This is a genomic window from Pseudarthrobacter sp. SORGH_AS 212, assembly GCF_030818145.1.
Taxonomy (GTDB): Bacteria; Actinomycetota; Actinomycetes; order Actinomycetales; family Micrococcaceae; genus Arthrobacter.
Genome location: NZ_JAUTAA010000001.1, coordinates 2,725,801 through 2,741,879 on the forward strand (window position 1 = coordinate 2,725,801; position 16,079 = coordinate 2,741,879).

Genomic DNA, 16,079 nt, shown 5'->3' on the forward strand with positions numbered 1-16,079 from the left:
GAGGTCTATCTCGTTTGGGGGAGGGGGTTATGCCGGCGGGCGGATTTCGCCGGAGCCCCTCTGGATGAGCTCGGAGGGGACAACGTAGGTCTGCGCAGGTTGTTCGTCGCCGTCGATTCTCGCCAGAAGCCGTTCAGCGGATTTGACGCCAATCCGCTCGGGGTGTTGGGCGATGACAGTGACCCCGGGGTCCATCATGTCTGCCAGCGTGAAGTCGTCAAAGCCGACAAGTGCCACACGCTTGTGTGCGGCAAGCTCCTTCAGCGCGCGCATCGTTCCGAAGGTGACGAGGTTCTGGCTGGAGAAGATTGCCGTCGGAGGATCCTCGGAATTCAATAGTTCAAGGGCCGCCCGCCTCGCTGCTTCCTCATCATGAAGCTCGTCAACGACGGGCAGTGCGGAGGTGGGAAGGCCTGCCCGGGCGACCTCCTCGAGGAAGCCCCGCCGCCGCTCCCGTGCGGTTTGAATGTCTGTGCGGTCGCCCAGGTAGGCCAATTTGGTGTGCCCATGCGCCAGCAGATGTGCGGCCGCTTTGCCCGCGCCCACTGCGTTGTCAGTGACCACGGCATCAGCCTCCACGCCTACCGGCTCACGGTCAATAAAGACCATTGGCAGGTTTCTGGAGTGCTCAGGAATCATGTAGGCCTGGTTTTTTGCGATCGGCGTCAGGACAAGGCCGTCCACCCTCCTGCCCAGGAAGGCCGCGATGATGGCCTGCTCCCGTTGAGGGTCGTCGTCGAGGCTGGCGGCGAAAACTGCTATTCCCCGGGTGCCAAGCGCATCCTCCATGGCCCGGTGTATCTCACCGCTGAACGGGTTCGAGACGCTGGGCAGCAGGAGGCCAACCGAGAGGGTCCTCCTGCCAGCCCGGCGGAGGCTGCCGGCTGTGACGTCCAGCTGGTAGTTGAGCTGGGCGATGGCATCGAGCACCTTTTGCCGGGTGGCCTCAGAGACCCCGGCCTCGTCGTTGATTACCCGTGAAACGGTTTTGATTCCGACGCCCGCGAGTGCCGCTACATGGCGCATCGTGGGTCGCGTCGGAGACAGGGGTGGCTGGTAACGATCGGACATCGTTGTCAAGAAAGTCGCTCCTTCTCGTTCTTTTCCTATTGACTCTAACCTGTGATCCTGATTACCTCTGTATGACATCGTTGTCGAGGCCAGCTAGGGCCTCAAACACCAGGAGATTCAATGTTGAGTTCCAAAGCACCTCGTTCAATGGCCACCCGCCTGTTCGCGGCAGGAGCGGTCCTGACGTTGGGAGCGGTCAGTCTTTCTGCCTGTGGCGGCAGTTCCAGTGGCCCCTCGGCCAGCGGAGGTTCCACTGACGAGAAGGTGGGCGTCTCCCTGATCGTGAAGACCACCACCAACCCGTTCTTTGTTTCCATGCAGGACGGTGCAAAGAAGGCCGCCGAAGCAGACGGGGTTGACCTGAAGCTGGCAGCCGGCAAGGCCGACGGCGATGAGGAAACGCAGATCCAGGCGATCGAGAACGCCATCTCCAAGGGGGATAAGGGGATCCTGATCACGCCCAACGGCCCTTCCGTGGTTGATGCCCTGAAGAAGGCGAAGGATGCAGGCCTGTTCGTCATCGCCCTGGACACTCCGCCGGACCCCGCCGATGCCGCCGACATCACGTTCGCGACGGACAACTTCGCCGCCGGCGAGCTGATCGGTAAGTGGACTGCCGCGCAGTTGGACGGCAAGAAGGCCACCATCGCGCTGCTGGACCTCTTCGACGACAAAGTCGTCTCGGTGGACTACAACCGGGACCAGGGCTTCCTGACCGGGTTGGGCATCGACACCGCTGACAAGAAGAAGAACGGTGACGAGGCCAAGAACGGCAAGTACACCGGTGGCAAGGGCGGAGAGTACGAAATCGTCGGCAGCCAGGCCTCCCAGGGCGCCGAGGACGGCGGACGCACGGCGATGGAAACCCTCCTCGCCAAGAACCCGAATGTCAACGTTGTCTACACCATCAACGAACCCGCCGCCGCCGGCGCCTTCGAGGCACTGAAGTCAGCCGGCAAGGAGAAGGACGTGCTCGTGGTTTCGGTTGATGGCGGCTGCACGGGCGTGAACAACGTGAAGTCCGGCGTTATCGGTGCCACCGCCCAGCAGTACCCGGTCAAGATGGCCGAACTGGGCGTGAAGGCCATCGTGGACCTGGCCAAGACCGGTAACAAGCCTGCCAACTCGCCCGGCCTGGACTTCTACAACACCGGCGTCGAACTCGTCACTGACAAGCCGGCCGACGGCATCAAGAGCATCACCACCACCGAAGCGTCCGAGATCTGCTGGGGTAAGTAGAACCCTGCAGCCATGCGCCCGGGGAGGCCGCGCTCCGCTCCGGCCTCCCCGGTGCACCACTTCCGCGTCAGCTACGCGTCAGCAAACCATCATCGAAGATCAGGACCCATCGTGACCCAGCAACAGACCGCCGGCCCGCCCAGCGCCGGGCATGCCGACCTGGCGGAGGAATTCCTTGACCGCCAGACCCCGCTCAGCCGGATACGCAACATCCTCCACCGCTACCCCGCCCTCAGCCCGGCCCTCGTACTTCTCATCGCGGTGGTGGTGTTCGGCCTGCTCAACGACAGGTTCCTGCGGGTTGAAAACCTCTCGCTGATTACCCAGCAGGTTTCGGTCGTCGGCACCCTGGCCATTGCCCAGACACTCATCATCCTCACGGCCGGGATTGACCTGTCCGTCGGAGCCGTGATGATCCTGTCCTCCATGGTGGTGGCCCAGCTCGCCGTCAACAACGGACTCCCCGCGCCAGTTGCCCTGTTCGCGGGCCTGGTGGTGGGACTCGCCGCCGGAGCGGTGAACGGATTCCTGGTCACCAGGTTCCGGCTCCCGCCGTTCATCGTCACCCTCGGTACCCTGAACATCTTCATCGCCCTGACACTGCTGTACTCCAACGGGGCTACAGTGCGTGGCTCGGCAATGCCGGGCCTGCTGACCTGGACCGGAACCACCTTCCCGGTGGGCGGCGTCAGGATCTCCACCGGCGTCGTCGTGATGCTCCTGCTCTACATCGCCATCGCCTTCATCCTCGGCAAGACCGCCTGGGGCCGGCACGTCTACGCCGTGGGCGATGACAAGGAAGCCGCCCGCCTGGCCGGCATCGCCGTGAACAAAGTCCTCATGAGTGTCTACCTCGCCGCCGGGGCCGTCCTGGCCATCGGCGCCTGGATCCAGATCGGCCGCACCAACGCAGCCAGCCCCAACGCCGGCGTGGACCTGAACCTCGACTCCATTACCGCCGTCGTCATCGGCGGAACCAGCCTCTTCGGTGGCCGCGGCTCCGTCTGGGGAACACTCCTCGGCGCCCTGATCGTCGGCGTCTTCCGCAACGGACTCTCCCTCGCAGGCCTGGACGTTCTGTACCAGACCCTCGCCGTCGGTGTCCTGATCATCCTCGCTGTGTCCATCGACCAGTGGATCCGAAAGGTCAAGTCATGACCATGACAGAATCAGCAGCCTCCCACACCGCGACCCGCGAACCCATCCTGTCAGCGAGGAACCTGGTCAAGACCTTCGGCCGCGTTGTTGGCCTGGACGGTGTCAGCCTCGACCTGTATCCGGGCGAAGTCCTGGCAGTCATCGGCGACAACGGGGCAGGCAAATCAACCCTGATCAAATGCCTCACGGGAGCAGAAGTTCCTGATTCCGGCGAGCTCTTCGTCTCAGGCCAGCCGGTGCACTTCAAGCGGCCGCAGGACGCCAGGGTGCACGGCATCGAAACCGTCTATCAGAACCTGGCGGTCTCGCCGGCACTCGATGTCGCGTCGAACCTGTTCCTCGGCCGGGAAGAGCGGGTCCCCGGTCCGCTGGGCAAGCTCTTCCGCGTCCTGGACACGAAGGGAATGCGCCGCAAAGCCAAGGACGAGCTCACGCGGCTGGGCATCTCCACGCTCCAGGACGTCACAGTCCCTGTGGAGAACCTCTCCGGCGGCCAGCGCCAGGCCGTTGCCGTGGCCCGGGCAGCGGCGTTCGGTTCAAAGGTTGTCGTGCTGGATGAGCCGACGGCGGCGCTGGGCGTGCGCGAATCCAACCAGGTCCTGCAGCTGGTCCGGGACCTCCGGGACCGCGGCCTGCCCGTCATCCTGATCAGCCACAACATGCCCCACGTGTTCGACGTGGCAGACCGGATCCACATCCAGCGGCTCGGTAAATGCGCGGCTACCATCACCCCGCAGTCCCACAATATGACCGATGCAGTGGCCATCATGACCGGCGCAGCCACCGCCTGACCAACTGATTGCCCCCGACGTCAGTCCGCGGACCAGATCACCGGTCCGCGGACTGACGTCGCTTGAACAGCCCCACACCATAAGCTCCACACGAGAGACAGACCATGGATTACCTCACAACAGCCCGGCAGGACATTCACTCGACACTTGACGTTACTGTCGTAGGCGAAGCGTTGATCGACGTGGTCACAACCTCAAATGGCCAGGTGGAACACCCGGGCGGATCGCCGGCGAACGTCGCCTACGGACTCGGCCGCCTCGGCGTCACCACAGGTCTGCTCACGGCCATCGCCCCGGACGCCCGGGGGACCGCCATCGAAGACCATCTCCGCAGCGCGGGAGTCACACTCCTGCCCGGTTCAAAATCCCTCACGCGGACGCCGTCGGCAACAGCAACCCTCGCTTCGGACGGCTCCGCCACGTACGAGTTCGACATCTCCTGGGACCTGGCCCCCACCCCGCCCGCCTACTTCCCCAAAATCCTGCACACGGGATCCATCGCCACTTTCCTGAGCCCGGGTGCCACCGCAGTGAAATCCCTGCTGGAACGGGCCCACCGGCACTGCATGATTACCTACGACCCCAACATCCGGCCGGCGCTGCTGGGAAGTCACTCGGAAGCGAAAGCCATTTTCGAAGAGCTCGTTGCTTTCACGGACGTGGTCAAGCTCAGCGATGAGGATGCCCAGTGGCTGTACCCCGGGAAAAGCCTGGACGAAACCGCAGCGCACATCCTCGGACTGGGCACACGGTTGACGGTCATTACTAAAGGCGCCGAAGGATCGCAATTCACCACAGCTGCCGCCACCATCAGCATCCCTGCCGTGAAAACGACAGTCGCAGACACCATCGGCGCCGGCGACTCCTACATGTCAGCCCTGATCCTCGGGTTCCTGACGCGGGGAACCGAAGGCTTCGCCCCGGCTGTCCTGGAGCAGCTTGGGCACACCGCAGCTGCAGCAGCGGCCATCACCGTGCAGCGCCCCGGAGCAAATCCGCCGACCCTTGAGGAACTAAACGCTGCGGTTGAAGCCAACGCCCCCGCTCAGTACGCAGGTGCCTGAAACACATCCATCAACGAGGGCTCGTCACGACGGTTTCGCTGGTGTAAGAGCAACGCCGCTGTGAGAGGCTGCAGTCATGGACACCTCATCTCGGGAACATGACCTCGTTCTCTACGGAGCGACGGGTTTCGTTGGCTGACTGATCGCCGCCTACATCGCCGAGCATGCACCGGCCGGTATGAGGGTCGGACTCGCGGGCCGGTCCACGTCCAGGCTCGAGGCGGTTCGGCGGCAGTTGCCGGCCGCGGCGCACGGATGGGCCCTCATCGAAGCCGACTCCGCGGACGCGGACTCAATCGCCGCCATGGCTGCGACCACACGCGTCCTCTTCACCACCGTCGGTCCATACGCGAAACACGGACTGCCCGTCGTCGAGGCTTGCGCCCGGGCCGGCACCCACTACGCCGACCTTGCCGGTGAGGTGTCCTTCATCCGGGAGGCGATCGACCGCTACGACGATCTGGCCAAGATGAACGGGGCCCGGATAGTGCACTCCTGCGGCTACGACTCCGTGCCGTCCGACCTCGCCGTGCTGCTGCTTCATCAGGCGGCAGAAGCCGATGCCGCTGGCGGTTTAGCCGAGGTCCAGCTCGTTGCGACGGCCAAGGCCGGCATCAGCGGAGGCACGCTCGAATCGATGCGCGGGCAGCTCGACGCAATGCGATCAAACAGCGCCCTGAGGTCACTGGCTGCGGACCCCTACGCCCTGAGCCCCGACCGCACACGGGAACCGACGACACCACAGCCGCCTGACGCCGGTCCCGTGCACCGTTCCGATGACGGCACCTGGACTGCGCCTTTCATCATGGCCCCGTTCAAGACCCGGATAGTGCGCCGCAGCAACGCACTGCAGGACTGGGCCTACGGCCGCTCCCTTCAGTACGGCGAGGTGATGGGGGTGGCGCCCGGACCGGCAGGAGCGGTCACCGCCAGGGCAATGGCACTCGGGCTCCGGTCATTCATGGGCGCGATGGCGTTCCCACCCAGCCGGAAAGTGCTCGACCGCTTTCTTCCGGCACCAGGTGCGGGTCCGAGCACCGGCACGCAGCGCGCGGGCTGGTTCCACTCGCAGGTGACCGCCCGGACCGAATCCGGCCAGCGCCACCAGGCCATTGCTGCTGGCCCCGGTGATCCCGGCTATGCCGCCACCGCCGTGATGGCAGGAGAGAGTGCACTTGCTCTTGCCCTCGACGGTGACAGGCTGCCCGCCGCTAAAGGGTCGCTGACACCGGCCACTGCACTCGGCAACGTGCTCATACAGCGGCTCCGTGCCGCCGGCCACACCTACCAGGTAACCAAACTGGCCTGAACCCGGGTCCTGCAGCTCGCCTGTCACGAGCGGGTGTCGAGGTACTGCAGAATCGCCCGGGCCGTTTCCTCCGGAGCGCTGAGGTGGGGGCAGTGCCCGGTGGCCTGAAGCTGCACCAGGGTGCTGTGTTCCAGATTCTTGTGCAGGTAGGCGCCCACTTCCGGCGGGGCAAGCCGATCCTCGGAGCACTGCAGAATCAGGCAGCTGGTGCGCACCTTTCTCAGTTCAGGCCGGGTATCGGAGAAAAAGGTTACCCCGGCGAAATGCCGTGCGATGGTCGGATCTGTCCGGCAGAAACTGGCCCGCAGGTCCTCCGCCAAGTCCGGCTCCTGCGGGTTGCCCATGACGATGGGCGCCAAGGCTGCGGCCCAGGCGAAATAGTTGCTGTCCAGGGATGCCAGCAGGCCCTCGATGTCTTCCCGTGAGAACCCGCCCACGTAACCGTCGTACGGGTCATCCGTATGACGGGGTGAAGGAGCAAGCAGGACCAGGTGGGAGAAACGGTTGGGGTCCTGCACGGCGGCGGACACGGCGATCATCGTGCTGACACTGTGGCCCACCAGGATGACGTCCTCCAGCTCAAGGGCGGCGCAGATCTCCAGCAGGTCCGACGCGTACCCGTTGAGGGACCCGTACTTCTCCCAGTCATAGGCGCTGATATCCGAGTGTCCTGCACCCACATGGTCGAAAAGCACCAGCCGGTAATCATCAGCGAAATAGGGCAGCAGCTTCCGCCACATCGCCTGATCGCAGCCAAAACCGTGGGCAAACATCATCACGGGCCCATCATCCCGCCCGGATATGGTCACGTTGTTCCGGCCAATTACCGCAGCAGCTGCTTCGATCACATTCTCACTGACCCTTCGTCGGGCGGCGTCCAATCCCAGACTGTCCACGGGAAACAACGAATCCTAAGGATCCTCCCACTATGACCTTCAAGGCTGTTTCGATCCAACCCATTACGTACTGACGCGGTTCCACCACCCAGAGGCCAAGTACTTCAAGGTGTGAGTTGGTGCCCGTTTCCGCAGCTCAGAGGGCCTAAGCTTCCCGTATGGGAATTATCATCACATTGCTTATTATCTGGCTTGTCCTCTCCGTTCTCGGATTCGTGGTGAAGGGACTGCTGTGGCTGGCCATCATCGGCCTGGTCCTGTTCGTCGCCACGGCCGTATGGGGCTGGCTGAAACGGAAAACTCACGCCTGACCTGAAGCGTCAGAGCTAAAGAAGCGGACGACGGCGGGTGCCCACCCGCCGTCGTCCGCCTTTTTGTGTGCGCTGCAGCTTTCCCAAGCTGCCACCGCTGCCCCGGCGCCTTAGTGATTCCCGAGAGCGGCAGTCCTAGTTGCAGGGCTGGGGCTTGCCGTGAGGCAAGGAAGTTCCCGCTATGCGCCAAGCTGCTCCGTCCCACACGATGGTGTAGGTGATTCGCCAGTTGGAACAGGTTTGTCCATCGACTCCATGTCCGGCGTCCTGTCGTGTCTGCAAAAGAACGTTAGCTTCCAGGGAATCTCCTGCTCCTGTCACGTTGACTACCTCGAGCTTCGTCCAGTAAGACGAGCCGAGTCCTTCACTCCACTTTGCCTCGCCACCGAAACTTGCCCCCAACTCCGGTGTGAATTGTTTGAAAGCTGCAGAGTAAGCGCCGCGGTTGATGCCTTGGCCGTGCAGTAACAAAGCCTGGCCGATGTTGTTGGCCTGATCATGGTTCGAGCTGACTTTCATGGGGAATATCCCGGAATTTGGCGCGGGAGCCTCCCCGCAATCAACGGGTGCCATCGGTACTCCCCGTTTTTGCCATTCTGATACCGCTTCAGTAACTCTAGGTGCGGTGACTGCGTAGGCCATGCCTTCCGAGTCCTTCCGGGTTGCGCTAACTACTCCAGTGACTTTCCCTTCCAGGTTGAGCAGAGGTCCACCGCTGTTTCCTGGATTGATTGCGGTGTCAGTTTGCAGCATGTTGCCGATAACTCCGCTCCCGAAGTTGATATCGCGGTTCAGCCCGCTTACAACACCCCTGGTAAGGGTTAACGACTCTCTCTGAGGAAAGCCGAGGGCGGCAACTTCGGTTCCAATTGGTGGCTCCGAGGATTGAAACTGGAACTGATGGCCTGCCGCTTTAGACTCCAGGCGTACTAGTGCCAGGTCTGCAAGTTCATTGAACCCCAAGATCACGCCGCCGACCGAGGTGCCGCCAAAGTCGATGCTGATGGCTGCAGCATCGTCAACGACGTGGGCCGCAGTGACCACAAGATCGGGAGCGACCAGAAAGCCGGTGCCGGTGGAGTTCACGGCGCAGCCTGTGACGCTCAGTTGTCCCACCCCGGACTGCACTTCGGCCACCACCTCCGGCCAGGACGCCGGCGCCGCCCGCTCCGATGACGTGGGCAGTGCAGTCGTCGGCGAAGGACTCGGGACGGGGCTGGTCGGTGACGGTTGTTGCGTCACCGTGGCAGATGTTGTTGGTGAACTTTCCCGAGGCGGTGACGCGACAGGCGCAGTACATCCGGCGAGCAACAGCGCGGACAGGGAAACAGCAGTGATATATGGAAGAATTGCCGGGGCTAGAAGCTTTCTGGTCTTCATTGAATTTGGTCCTAACGCTCGGCGGGCAGCCGCGGAAGACGACTACCTAAAAGCTAATCCGCGAAAAGAACAATTTCCGTAGCAAGACCCCCCTATTTTTCTGGACCGTAAATAGGGGGTTTTGTTTGACGTCTCAATAGCTCAGCAAAACCCTAGGACGTGAGCTGGTGGCGGGTCCCATTCGAGGATGACTCAGGTGACTGGACCTCTCGGGCGCGGTCTTTCGAAATTCCGCCGGAGACCGGCTTCACCCGGCGCAGAGCCGCGAGGATCGCCCGGCCCACCACGACGATCCCGACGACGGTGGTGACGGCCCGCAGTGTGTCCCACCCCGCCGTCGAGGTCAGGAGCGAGTAGAGCAGGAAGCTGCTCAGGTTGGTGCCCAGCGGCGCCCCCGGCACGTACGAAATGCCGGTGCCGGCACCCACCGCGAAGGGCCAGAACCACAGGTTGGTCAGCAGCCCGAACAGGTACGACGCCACAATCCCGTACCCGCACAGCATCCACAGTTCGGCCTTCCCGCGCACCTTCCTGGGGAGCAGACCCGCCCCGGCGCCCACCCACGCACACGCGAAAACCTGGAACGGCGTCCACGGCCCGATTCCGCCCCACAGCGCACTCGACAACGCGATGGTCGCGGCACCAAGGAGGAGTCCGAACCGGGCCCCGAACGCCCGGCCGGCCAGGACCAGCAGGATGAACACCGCTTCCACGCCCCCGACGCCGGTGCTCGCCACCCGCACCGCCGAACCCACCGCTGCGAGCACACCGAGCAGTGCCACGGTGTGCGCCGAGCGCACCGATCCGTCCAGCAGAACCACGACGGCGACAGCCGCCACGGGTGCGATGGCCAGGGCCGCGTAGGGGAGGGCTGCGGCGGCATCCGCCGGGAGGGCCGCGGCCAGCAGGGGCCAGCAGAAAGCACCGAGCGCCAGCAGGTTCGCGGCTGCGAGGACAGCGAGCTCAACAGGCCGCGGCATCCGGAGGCGGTGCGACTTCTGCCGGGCCGGGACGTCCGGCAGCCTGTCGAGGAAACGGGGAACCGTGAGCGGCCGGGCCGCGGTGGCAGGGACAGGAGCCGCGGATTCCGCGGGCGCCAACGCAACCGCGGGCACCACGCCGTCACGCATCGGCAGGATGCGGGCGCCGAGGCCGTGGGCGAAGGAGTGGTCGTGGGTGGCAATCAGGACTGACGTGCCGTCGTCGGCCGCAGCACGCAACGCCGCCGCCACTGCAGAACGGGCTGCCGGGTCGAGCCCGCGGGTGGGCTCGTCGATGAGGAGGACCTGGGGCCGGTCCAGGGTCTGCAGCGCGATGGCGAGGATCCTGCGTTCACCGGCGGAAAGGTCCCGGGGATGCTCGTGCCCGATCGGCATGCCGCCATTCCCGCGCAGCCGGGCGAGATGCTCAGCGGCGTAGCCGGGCGGCAGCGGTGCGGCGTTCGTCCGGCGGGCCAGGCGCCGCTCGGCGGCCTTGAGTTCGCCGGCCACGGTGTCCCTGGTGAAGAGGTCGTCCGAGGCGTCCGGCACCAGGGCCACCCTGCCGCCGTCGGCTGTTCCCCTCCGGATTGTTCCCTTGCAGGCCTTGCCCCGGGCACCTTTGACTTCGCTGAGCGCCAGCGCCACCAGGACGGAGGACTTCCCGGCGCCGTTTGGGCCCACCAGCGCCACCACTTCGCCGCGGTGCAGGGTCATGGATGCGTCCTGCACCAGCGGCTTGCCGTCGCGGTGCACGGCGAGGTTCTTCGCGGCCAGTACGGCCGCGGCCGCCGGGCTGGGAACGACGGCGGCCATGACGGGGGCGGGCGCAGCAGCAGCTGGAGCCACCCCTGGCACCAGTGCGCCGTCGCGGATGGTCCACCACGAATCGGCGACGGGGACCAGCGCTTCCGCCCGGTGCTCCGCCACAATGACGCAGACACCGGCGTCGCGGGCGAGAGCGTGGAGCACGGCAATGACGCGGGCGCGTGCTGTGGTGTCGAGGTCGGCCAGGGGCTCGTCCACCAGGAGCAGCGCCGGCTGCTCCACCACCGCGGCGGCGATGGCCACCAGCGTCGCCTCGCCCGCGGAGAGCGTGCTGATGGTCCGGTCCAGCAATGCCGAAACGCCGATGCGGTCCGCCACTTCCTGCACGCGGGCCTTGGAATCGGCCGCTGCCACACCGCGGAGGTCCAGGGCCAGGGCGATCTCGTCACGGACCCGGGTGGTGGCGAACGCGGCCCGGGGGTTCTGCAGGACCACCCCAACCACCCCGGCGGTCTCCCGCGGCGGCGTCGACACCCGGTCCAGCCCGCCAACGCGCACCGTCCCGGCCACCTCACCGCCGTCAACATGGGACAGCAGCCCGGCAATGCCCCGCAGGATGGTGGACTTGCCGGAACCGGTAGGCCCGGTCATCACCGACACCGTCCCGGACGACGGCGTGAACTCGGCGACGCGGAGCTGCGTCCGGCCAATGCGGAACCGGGCGCCGCGCACCTGAAGCGGGCCGCCGTCGTCGTCAAGGGAACCGGGCGTACCCCTGCTGCCGAAGCCGCGCAGCTCCAGGGCGGCGGCAACCCGGCCGGCGTGCTCCAGCGTCCGCTCCAGTATCGGCACCAGGGCGCGCGGACCGAACCGTTCGCCCCGCAACCGGAACGCCAGGCGCACGGAAGTGACGGCGTCGGCAAGCGCAGGGAGCGCGGACCACGCCACCACCAGCATGCGGGCGATGCCCTGCAGGGGGCCGCGGCGGGCCAGGTGGACGAAGCCGCGGGCCACGTCCACCCAGGCGTTCAGCAGGCCGAACGCGAGGATGGTCGCGGCAATGGGGAGGGCTGAAACGACTGCCGCCCACACCCCCGGCGCCGAGACCGGGCCGAGGAGGACCACATGGGCATAAGGGGCCGGCAGCCGCAGCGGGGGCAGGTCCAGCAGGAGCGGCGCACCGAGGCCCGCCCCGTTGAAGAGAACGCGGTAGATGACCCGCGCCGCGATAAACACAACGGCGAGAACCGCCGCTGCGCGTAACGGCGCGGGTCGGAAGGTCATGCCGCGGGGGCTGCCGGTTCGTTGTCCACCGTGTAGAGCAGTTCAAGGCTGTCGCCCGGGTTGAGCTTGAGGCTGTCCAGGCCTTCCTGCGCGTAACCCCACGTGCCGGCGGCGGGCTTCACCCAGAGGGCCCAATAGGAGACAGTGTTTTTGTCATCGCACGCTTCGCGGACAGTTCCGCCCTTGTGCTTGATGTCGAAGTCCGCAGCGGGCACACCGTTGACGCGGCACGCGAAGCTCGTGGGGTACTTGGCGGTGCCTTCGATCTTCACGTCAGCTTTGCCCAGCACGTCCGAGGCCAGGGTGGGTCCGTCCGCGTCCACGCAGACCGAGGTGTCCGCGGCGGCCTGGTCCAGCGAACCGGAATCGACAATGACCTTCACACCGGTGCAGGGGCCGGCATCGGCGCTGGCGGATGCGCTCGCGGAGGAGGCGGGGGCGGAAGAGGAAGGCTGGGTGGCGGCCGGCGTGGAACAGGCGGCAAGGGTCAACAGGAGACCGGCGGCGGCGAGGGAGCTCGCGGCGGCGGTGCGCATCGTAGTCAAAGTCACCTGTCAAGGGTAGGGCGTTGCCCGGCCGGATACAGGTGCCGTCACGTTGTGTGACGCTGCGTTCCGGGCCGGGTGCTTCCCGGTCAGCAAGACCCTGGCGCTACTGCCCGGCTCTGGACTTGCTGAGAAGGTCCTCGTTGACCCATTTGCGGAGCAGGACGATGTCGAGCGCGATCCCGGCCACCACGATGGCGATGAACAGCCACAGAGGCAGGCTCCAGAAAATGACTGCCAGGATCAAAACGACAATGATGGCCGCGGAAATGTAGCCGTACATTCGTCGGCCCCGTGTTGCCCGCCTGGCCTCCGCTGCCTCGCGAAAATTGTTCAGCACTGCACTTCCCCCTGTGATGGCTGGTATCCGCCAGTGTAGCGGTGCGCCGTTTGCGGGCTGCGGCCCCGCGCACCAGAACGGAAGCGTACGACGCCGGGTGGGCGCCCGCCGTCGTACGCTTCCGTCAGTGCCTTGCCCCGGTCCTCAGCGCTGCCGCAGCGGCCAGGGAGCCCAGCCGCCCTGTACGTCCCTGAGCCGGATTTCCGCCTTGTGGAGTATGGCTTCATCGATGGGGCCGGGCTCGCCTTTGCCGCTTTCGGCGCCGGATCCGTCGAACGCTGTCAGTGCATATTCCCGCCATCGCCGGCGCCCCACCGGGTAGCGTTCGGCATATCCGCCGGCCGCCACGCTGAGAACCAGCCGCTCCAGCCTGTCGGCCTCGGTCAGGACGGTCTCGTCGCACGCATCGCAGCCACACACGGGAAAAGGGAAGCTGTGCAGCATCCCGGCGTGGACCACAACTCCCGGGTAGCCGGTCAGCACAAATGTCAGCGGGGCTGCGCCGGAAGCCCGCGGCGTGACTTTGATGGGGGCCACCACGTCCCTGACGTCCACCAGCAGGTCGGCAGCCACCGCGTTGTCCTCGCGGACCTCCACGTCGTACACGGCCACCAGGTGATCGATGAGGGCGCGGGCCACCAGGTGCAGCCCCGCGAACCTCTCGGTGTGGCTGTCCACACTGTACGAATCCGGGTCAGGTGGTCCATCGCCCCACCTCCGGCCGTAGGGGATGGCAGTGCCGTCTTCGGCGTAGTACCTATCCTCCGGGAGTGCGGGCCGGATATAGGCGCGGGCTGCTGGCAGGGACTTCGGCTGCGGCTGCATCATCGGCGGATCGGGCTGGTCCCCGGACCACTCGGACACCTTGGCGATGAACCCCTGGAGCGCTGCCTCGTCCACTTCGCGCAGGGCGTCGAGCAGGCGGTCAACGTCGAACCGCAGGTCTTCCGTTCCCACCATGACGGGCGCGCCCTCGTACGCTGTCCATTCCGCGTCCGGCCTGGCACTCGCGAGGGCGTTGCCCGCAAACACGCCCGCCGCATGCTTGAGGGCTGCGTCGTCCGCGATGTCCTGGCCCACATCGCGCAGGAACCGAAAGAGCCTGATCGGATCCGCGGCGAGCTCCCCGGCCTCGACGCCCTGGCCCGTGCAGAACTCAACAAACCGCTCGTAGCCGCCAAGGTGCCTGACGGGTGGGGCCGGGTCCGACGCCAGCCGGTAGGTTGCACTGCCGCGCGCCATGGGCTCCGGCAATCCTGTTGGCTTTCCTTCGAACAACTCCTCCGCTGACCCCATGCCGCGATCCTAGCCGGAGCGGCAACAGGCCGCAGCCGGGAAGCAGCGCCGGTTACGGGCTGCGGTGCGCGTCGGCCGCACATGCCAAAAGGCAGGACCTCTGGAGGGTCCTGCCTTTTGACTGACGGATGCGCGCTCCTGCGCCCGACTTTCGGGGTTCCTGTTGCGAAGGGAGTGCGGGAGCGGCATCCGGGCTTACATGATGCCGGTGGGAACCAGCAGGACCCAGGCCAGTGCCGGGGCAACCAGCACCACGCCGCCGGCGTACATCATCAGCTGCTTGTACACGCGCTGGCGGTCGTTCTCACGGGCGTTGGCCACCACCAGGGCGCCGTCGGTGGAGAACGGGGAGACGTCCACAACGGTGGCCGCGATGGCCAGGGCCGCCACGGTGCCGGAGGCGCTCAGCGAGCTGGTGGCCAGCAGCGGCCCGGCCAGCGGGATGAACGCGGTGAGCAGCGCCGTCGACGATGCGAAGGCCGAGCCGACGCCGATCACGTAGCAGAGCACCAGTGCCACCAGCAGCGGTGCGCCCAGGGCGAGGGCCTGCTCGGCGAGGGTGTCGATGACGCCGACGTGCTGCAGCAGGGATACGTAGGTGATCATGCCGGCCACCAGCAGGACGGTGGACCAGGAGATGCCGCCGATGAAGGTCTGGTGTTCCTTGATGTTGACGAAGGCCAGCAGGAGGCCTGCGGAGAGGGCCACGAAGCCGATGGGCATGTGGAAGCCCAGTGCGCAGACCAGCATGGCGACGATCAGTACCAGGGTCAGGATCTGCTGGCCGTGCGGGCGGCCGGTGCTGCCTGTTTCGAGGTCGGCGTGCTGGCCGTCGCCTTCGCGCAGCTTGCCCAGCAGGGCGAACAGCACCACGGTCAGTACGGAGAGGATCAGGTTGATCGCGAAGCTGGCGGTGAACAGTGCGCCCTGTGAGATGGGGAAGCCGTTCTTCACCGCGATGTCGTGCACCAGCACGCCGGCCACGGAGAGCGGGGAGAAGCCGCCGGCGTGGGCGCCGTTGATGAGGAACGCGCCCATCACTACCGGGTGGATGCGGGACTCATAGGCCAGGCCGATGGCAGCGGGTGCAAGAAGCGCGACGGCGGCGGGGGAGAAGGTGCCCAGCGAGGTCAGTGCTGCGGCCATCAGGAAGAACACCCAGGGGAGCAGGAGCGTCTTGCCCCGGACCATGCGGACGCAGGACTGGACAATGATGTCGATGGTGCCGTTGCGCTGCGCCATGCTGAAGAAGTAGGTGACGCCGATGATGGTGATGACGATGTTGGCCGGGAAGTCCGCCAGGATCTCCTTGTCGGTCATGCCCAGCATGAAATAGCCGACGCCGAAGGACGCTACCAGCCCCATCACGCCGATGTTGAGCGGCCACTTGGTGGCGACGACGAACATCACCACCAGGATGATCAGCGGGATGATCTGCACTGCGGTCATGCTCGGCTCCGATCCTGCGGTTGGCGCCTGGTTGAAGACGCCTCCCGCCAGGAACAGGGCAAGCGCGCCCAGGAGGGTGATGCCCACCACCGCCATCAGCAGGATACGGCGGCGGCGGTTGGGACGCGGTGACCTCTGGTCCGGTGACTGCTGGTCCCGGGTTTCCTCAACGGTGCTGGTGGGCTGCTGCACGGTGTTAGT

General features: G+C 65.7%; 14 protein-coding genes. 6 read left to right on the forward strand and 8 right to left on the reverse strand.

Annotation, left to right across the window (positions count from 1 at the left end):
* Positions 1-27: 27 nt before the first annotated feature.
* Positions 28-1,026: a LacI family DNA-binding transcriptional regulator gene (locus tag QE394_RS12375; RefSeq protein WP_056077938.1), complete on the reverse strand. Its 999-nt coding sequence runs from the start codon at positions 1,024-1,026 to the stop codon at positions 28-30.
* Between the two features lie 165 nt (positions 1,027-1,191).
* Between QE394_RS12375 and QE394_RS12380 the strand changes: the two genes are divergently transcribed.
* The 5 genes from QE394_RS12380 (at position 1,192) to QE394_RS12400 (ending at position 6,632) form a co-directional block, all read left to right on the forward strand.
* A complete protein-coding gene (locus QE394_RS12380) occupies positions 1,192-2,310 on the forward strand; it encodes a substrate-binding domain-containing protein (RefSeq protein ID WP_349034656.1) in 1,119 nt (372 codons plus the stop codon).
* A 111-nt stretch (positions 2,311-2,421) separates the two neighbouring features.
* Entirely contained in the window at positions 2,422-3,468 is a 1,047-nt protein-coding gene (locus QE394_RS12385; RefSeq protein WP_056077933.1) for an ABC transporter permease, read from the forward strand.
* Positions 3,465-4,259 carry an ATP-binding cassette domain-containing protein gene (locus QE394_RS12390; protein ID WP_056077930.1) on the forward strand — a complete coding sequence of 265 codons (795 nt, stop codon included), beginning with the start codon at positions 3,465-3,467 and terminating at the stop codon, positions 4,257-4,259. Before QE394_RS12385 ends, QE394_RS12390 begins: the two co-directional genes overlap by 4 nt.
* Positions 4,260-4,363: 104 nt before the next feature.
* Entirely contained in the window at positions 4,364-5,323 is a 960-nt protein-coding gene (locus tag QE394_RS12395; RefSeq protein ID WP_349034657.1) for a carbohydrate kinase, read from the forward strand.
* 154 nt (positions 5,324-5,477) lie between these two features.
* On the forward strand, positions 5,478-6,632 hold the full coding sequence (locus QE394_RS12400) for an enoyl-ACP reductase (protein WP_349035406.1): 1,155 nt from the start codon (positions 5,478-5,480) through the stop codon (positions 6,630-6,632).
* A 23-nt stretch (positions 6,633-6,655) separates the two neighbouring features.
* On the opposite strand, the gene QE394_RS12405 is transcribed toward QE394_RS12400, so the two are convergent.
* On the reverse strand, positions 6,656-7,480 hold the full coding sequence (locus QE394_RS12405; protein ID WP_349034658.1) for an alpha/beta hydrolase: 825 nt from the start codon (positions 7,478-7,480) through the stop codon (positions 6,656-6,658).
* Positions 7,481-7,686: 206 nt separating this feature from the next.
* Here QE394_RS12405 and QE394_RS12410 point away from each other — a divergent pair, with 206 nt between their 5' ends.
* Entirely contained in the window at positions 7,687-7,839 is a 153-nt protein-coding gene (locus QE394_RS12410) for a hypothetical protein (RefSeq protein ID WP_015938498.1), read from the forward strand.
* 135 nt (positions 7,840-7,974) lie between these two features.
* Here the strand turns inward: QE394_RS12410 and QE394_RS12415 are convergent, their stop codons facing one another.
* The 6 genes from QE394_RS12415 to QE394_RS12440 all read right to left on the reverse strand — a co-directional run bounded on the left by QE394_RS12415 (position 7,975) and on the right by QE394_RS12440 (position 15,974).
* Positions 7,975-8,925: a serine protease gene (locus tag QE394_RS12415; RefSeq protein WP_314214943.1), complete on the reverse strand. Its 951-nt coding sequence runs from the start codon at positions 8,923-8,925 to the stop codon at positions 7,975-7,977.
* A 446-nt stretch (positions 8,926-9,371) separates the two neighbouring features.
* On the reverse strand, positions 9,372-12,248 hold the full coding sequence (locus QE394_RS12420; protein ID WP_349034659.1) for an ATP-binding cassette domain-containing protein: 2,877 nt from the start codon (positions 12,246-12,248) through the stop codon (positions 9,372-9,374).
* Positions 12,245-12,799: a hypothetical protein gene (locus tag QE394_RS12425; protein WP_349034660.1), complete on the reverse strand. Its 555-nt coding sequence runs from the start codon at positions 12,797-12,799 to the stop codon at positions 12,245-12,247. The genes QE394_RS12420 and QE394_RS12425 overlap by 4 nt, the downstream gene beginning before the upstream one ends.
* Before the next feature lie 100 nt (positions 12,800-12,899).
* On the reverse strand, positions 12,900-13,133 hold the full coding sequence (locus tag QE394_RS12430; RefSeq protein WP_261621085.1) for a hypothetical protein: 234 nt from the start codon (positions 13,131-13,133) through the stop codon (positions 12,900-12,902).
* Positions 13,134-13,277: 144 nt separating this feature from the next.
* Entirely contained in the window at positions 13,278-14,429 is a 1,152-nt protein-coding gene (locus QE394_RS12435; RefSeq protein WP_349034661.1) for a DUF6226 family protein, read from the reverse strand.
* A gap of 195 nt (positions 14,430-14,624) precedes the next feature.
* Positions 14,625-15,974: an SLC13 family permease gene (locus tag QE394_RS12440; RefSeq protein ID WP_235501469.1), complete on the reverse strand. Its 1,350-nt coding sequence runs from the start codon at positions 15,972-15,974 to the stop codon at positions 14,625-14,627.
* Between the last annotated feature and the right edge of the window lie 105 nt (positions 15,975-16,079).

Coding starts and splice junctions, on each gene's coding strand:
- QE394_RS12375 (WP_056077938.1), bottom strand. CDS start 1,026: ATGCGCCATGTAGCGGCACTCGCGGGCGTCGGAATCAAAACCGTTTCA.
- QE394_RS12380 (WP_349034656.1), top strand. CDS start 1,192: ATGTTGAGTTCCAAAGCACCTCGTTCAATGGCCACCCGCCTGTTCGCG.
- QE394_RS12390 (WP_056077930.1), top strand. CDS start 3,465: ATGACCATGACAGAATCAGCAGCCTCCCACACCGCGACCCGCGAACCC.
- QE394_RS12395 (WP_349034657.1), top strand. CDS start 4,364: ATGGATTACCTCACAACAGCCCGGCAGGACATTCACTCGACACTTGAC.
- QE394_RS12410 (WP_015938498.1), top strand. CDS start 7,687: ATGGGAATTATCATCACATTGCTTATTATCTGGCTTGTCCTCTCCGTT.
- QE394_RS12420 (WP_349034659.1), bottom strand. CDS start 12,248: ATGACCTTCCGACCCGCGCCGTTACGCGCAGCGGCGGTTCTCGCCGTT.
- QE394_RS12435 (WP_349034661.1), bottom strand. CDS start 14,429: ATGGGGTCAGCGGAGGAGTTGTTCGAAGGAAAGCCAACAGGATTGCCG.
- QE394_RS12440 (WP_235501469.1), bottom strand. CDS start 15,974: ATGGCGGTGGTGGGCATCACCCTCCTGGGCGCGCTTGCCCTGTTCCTG.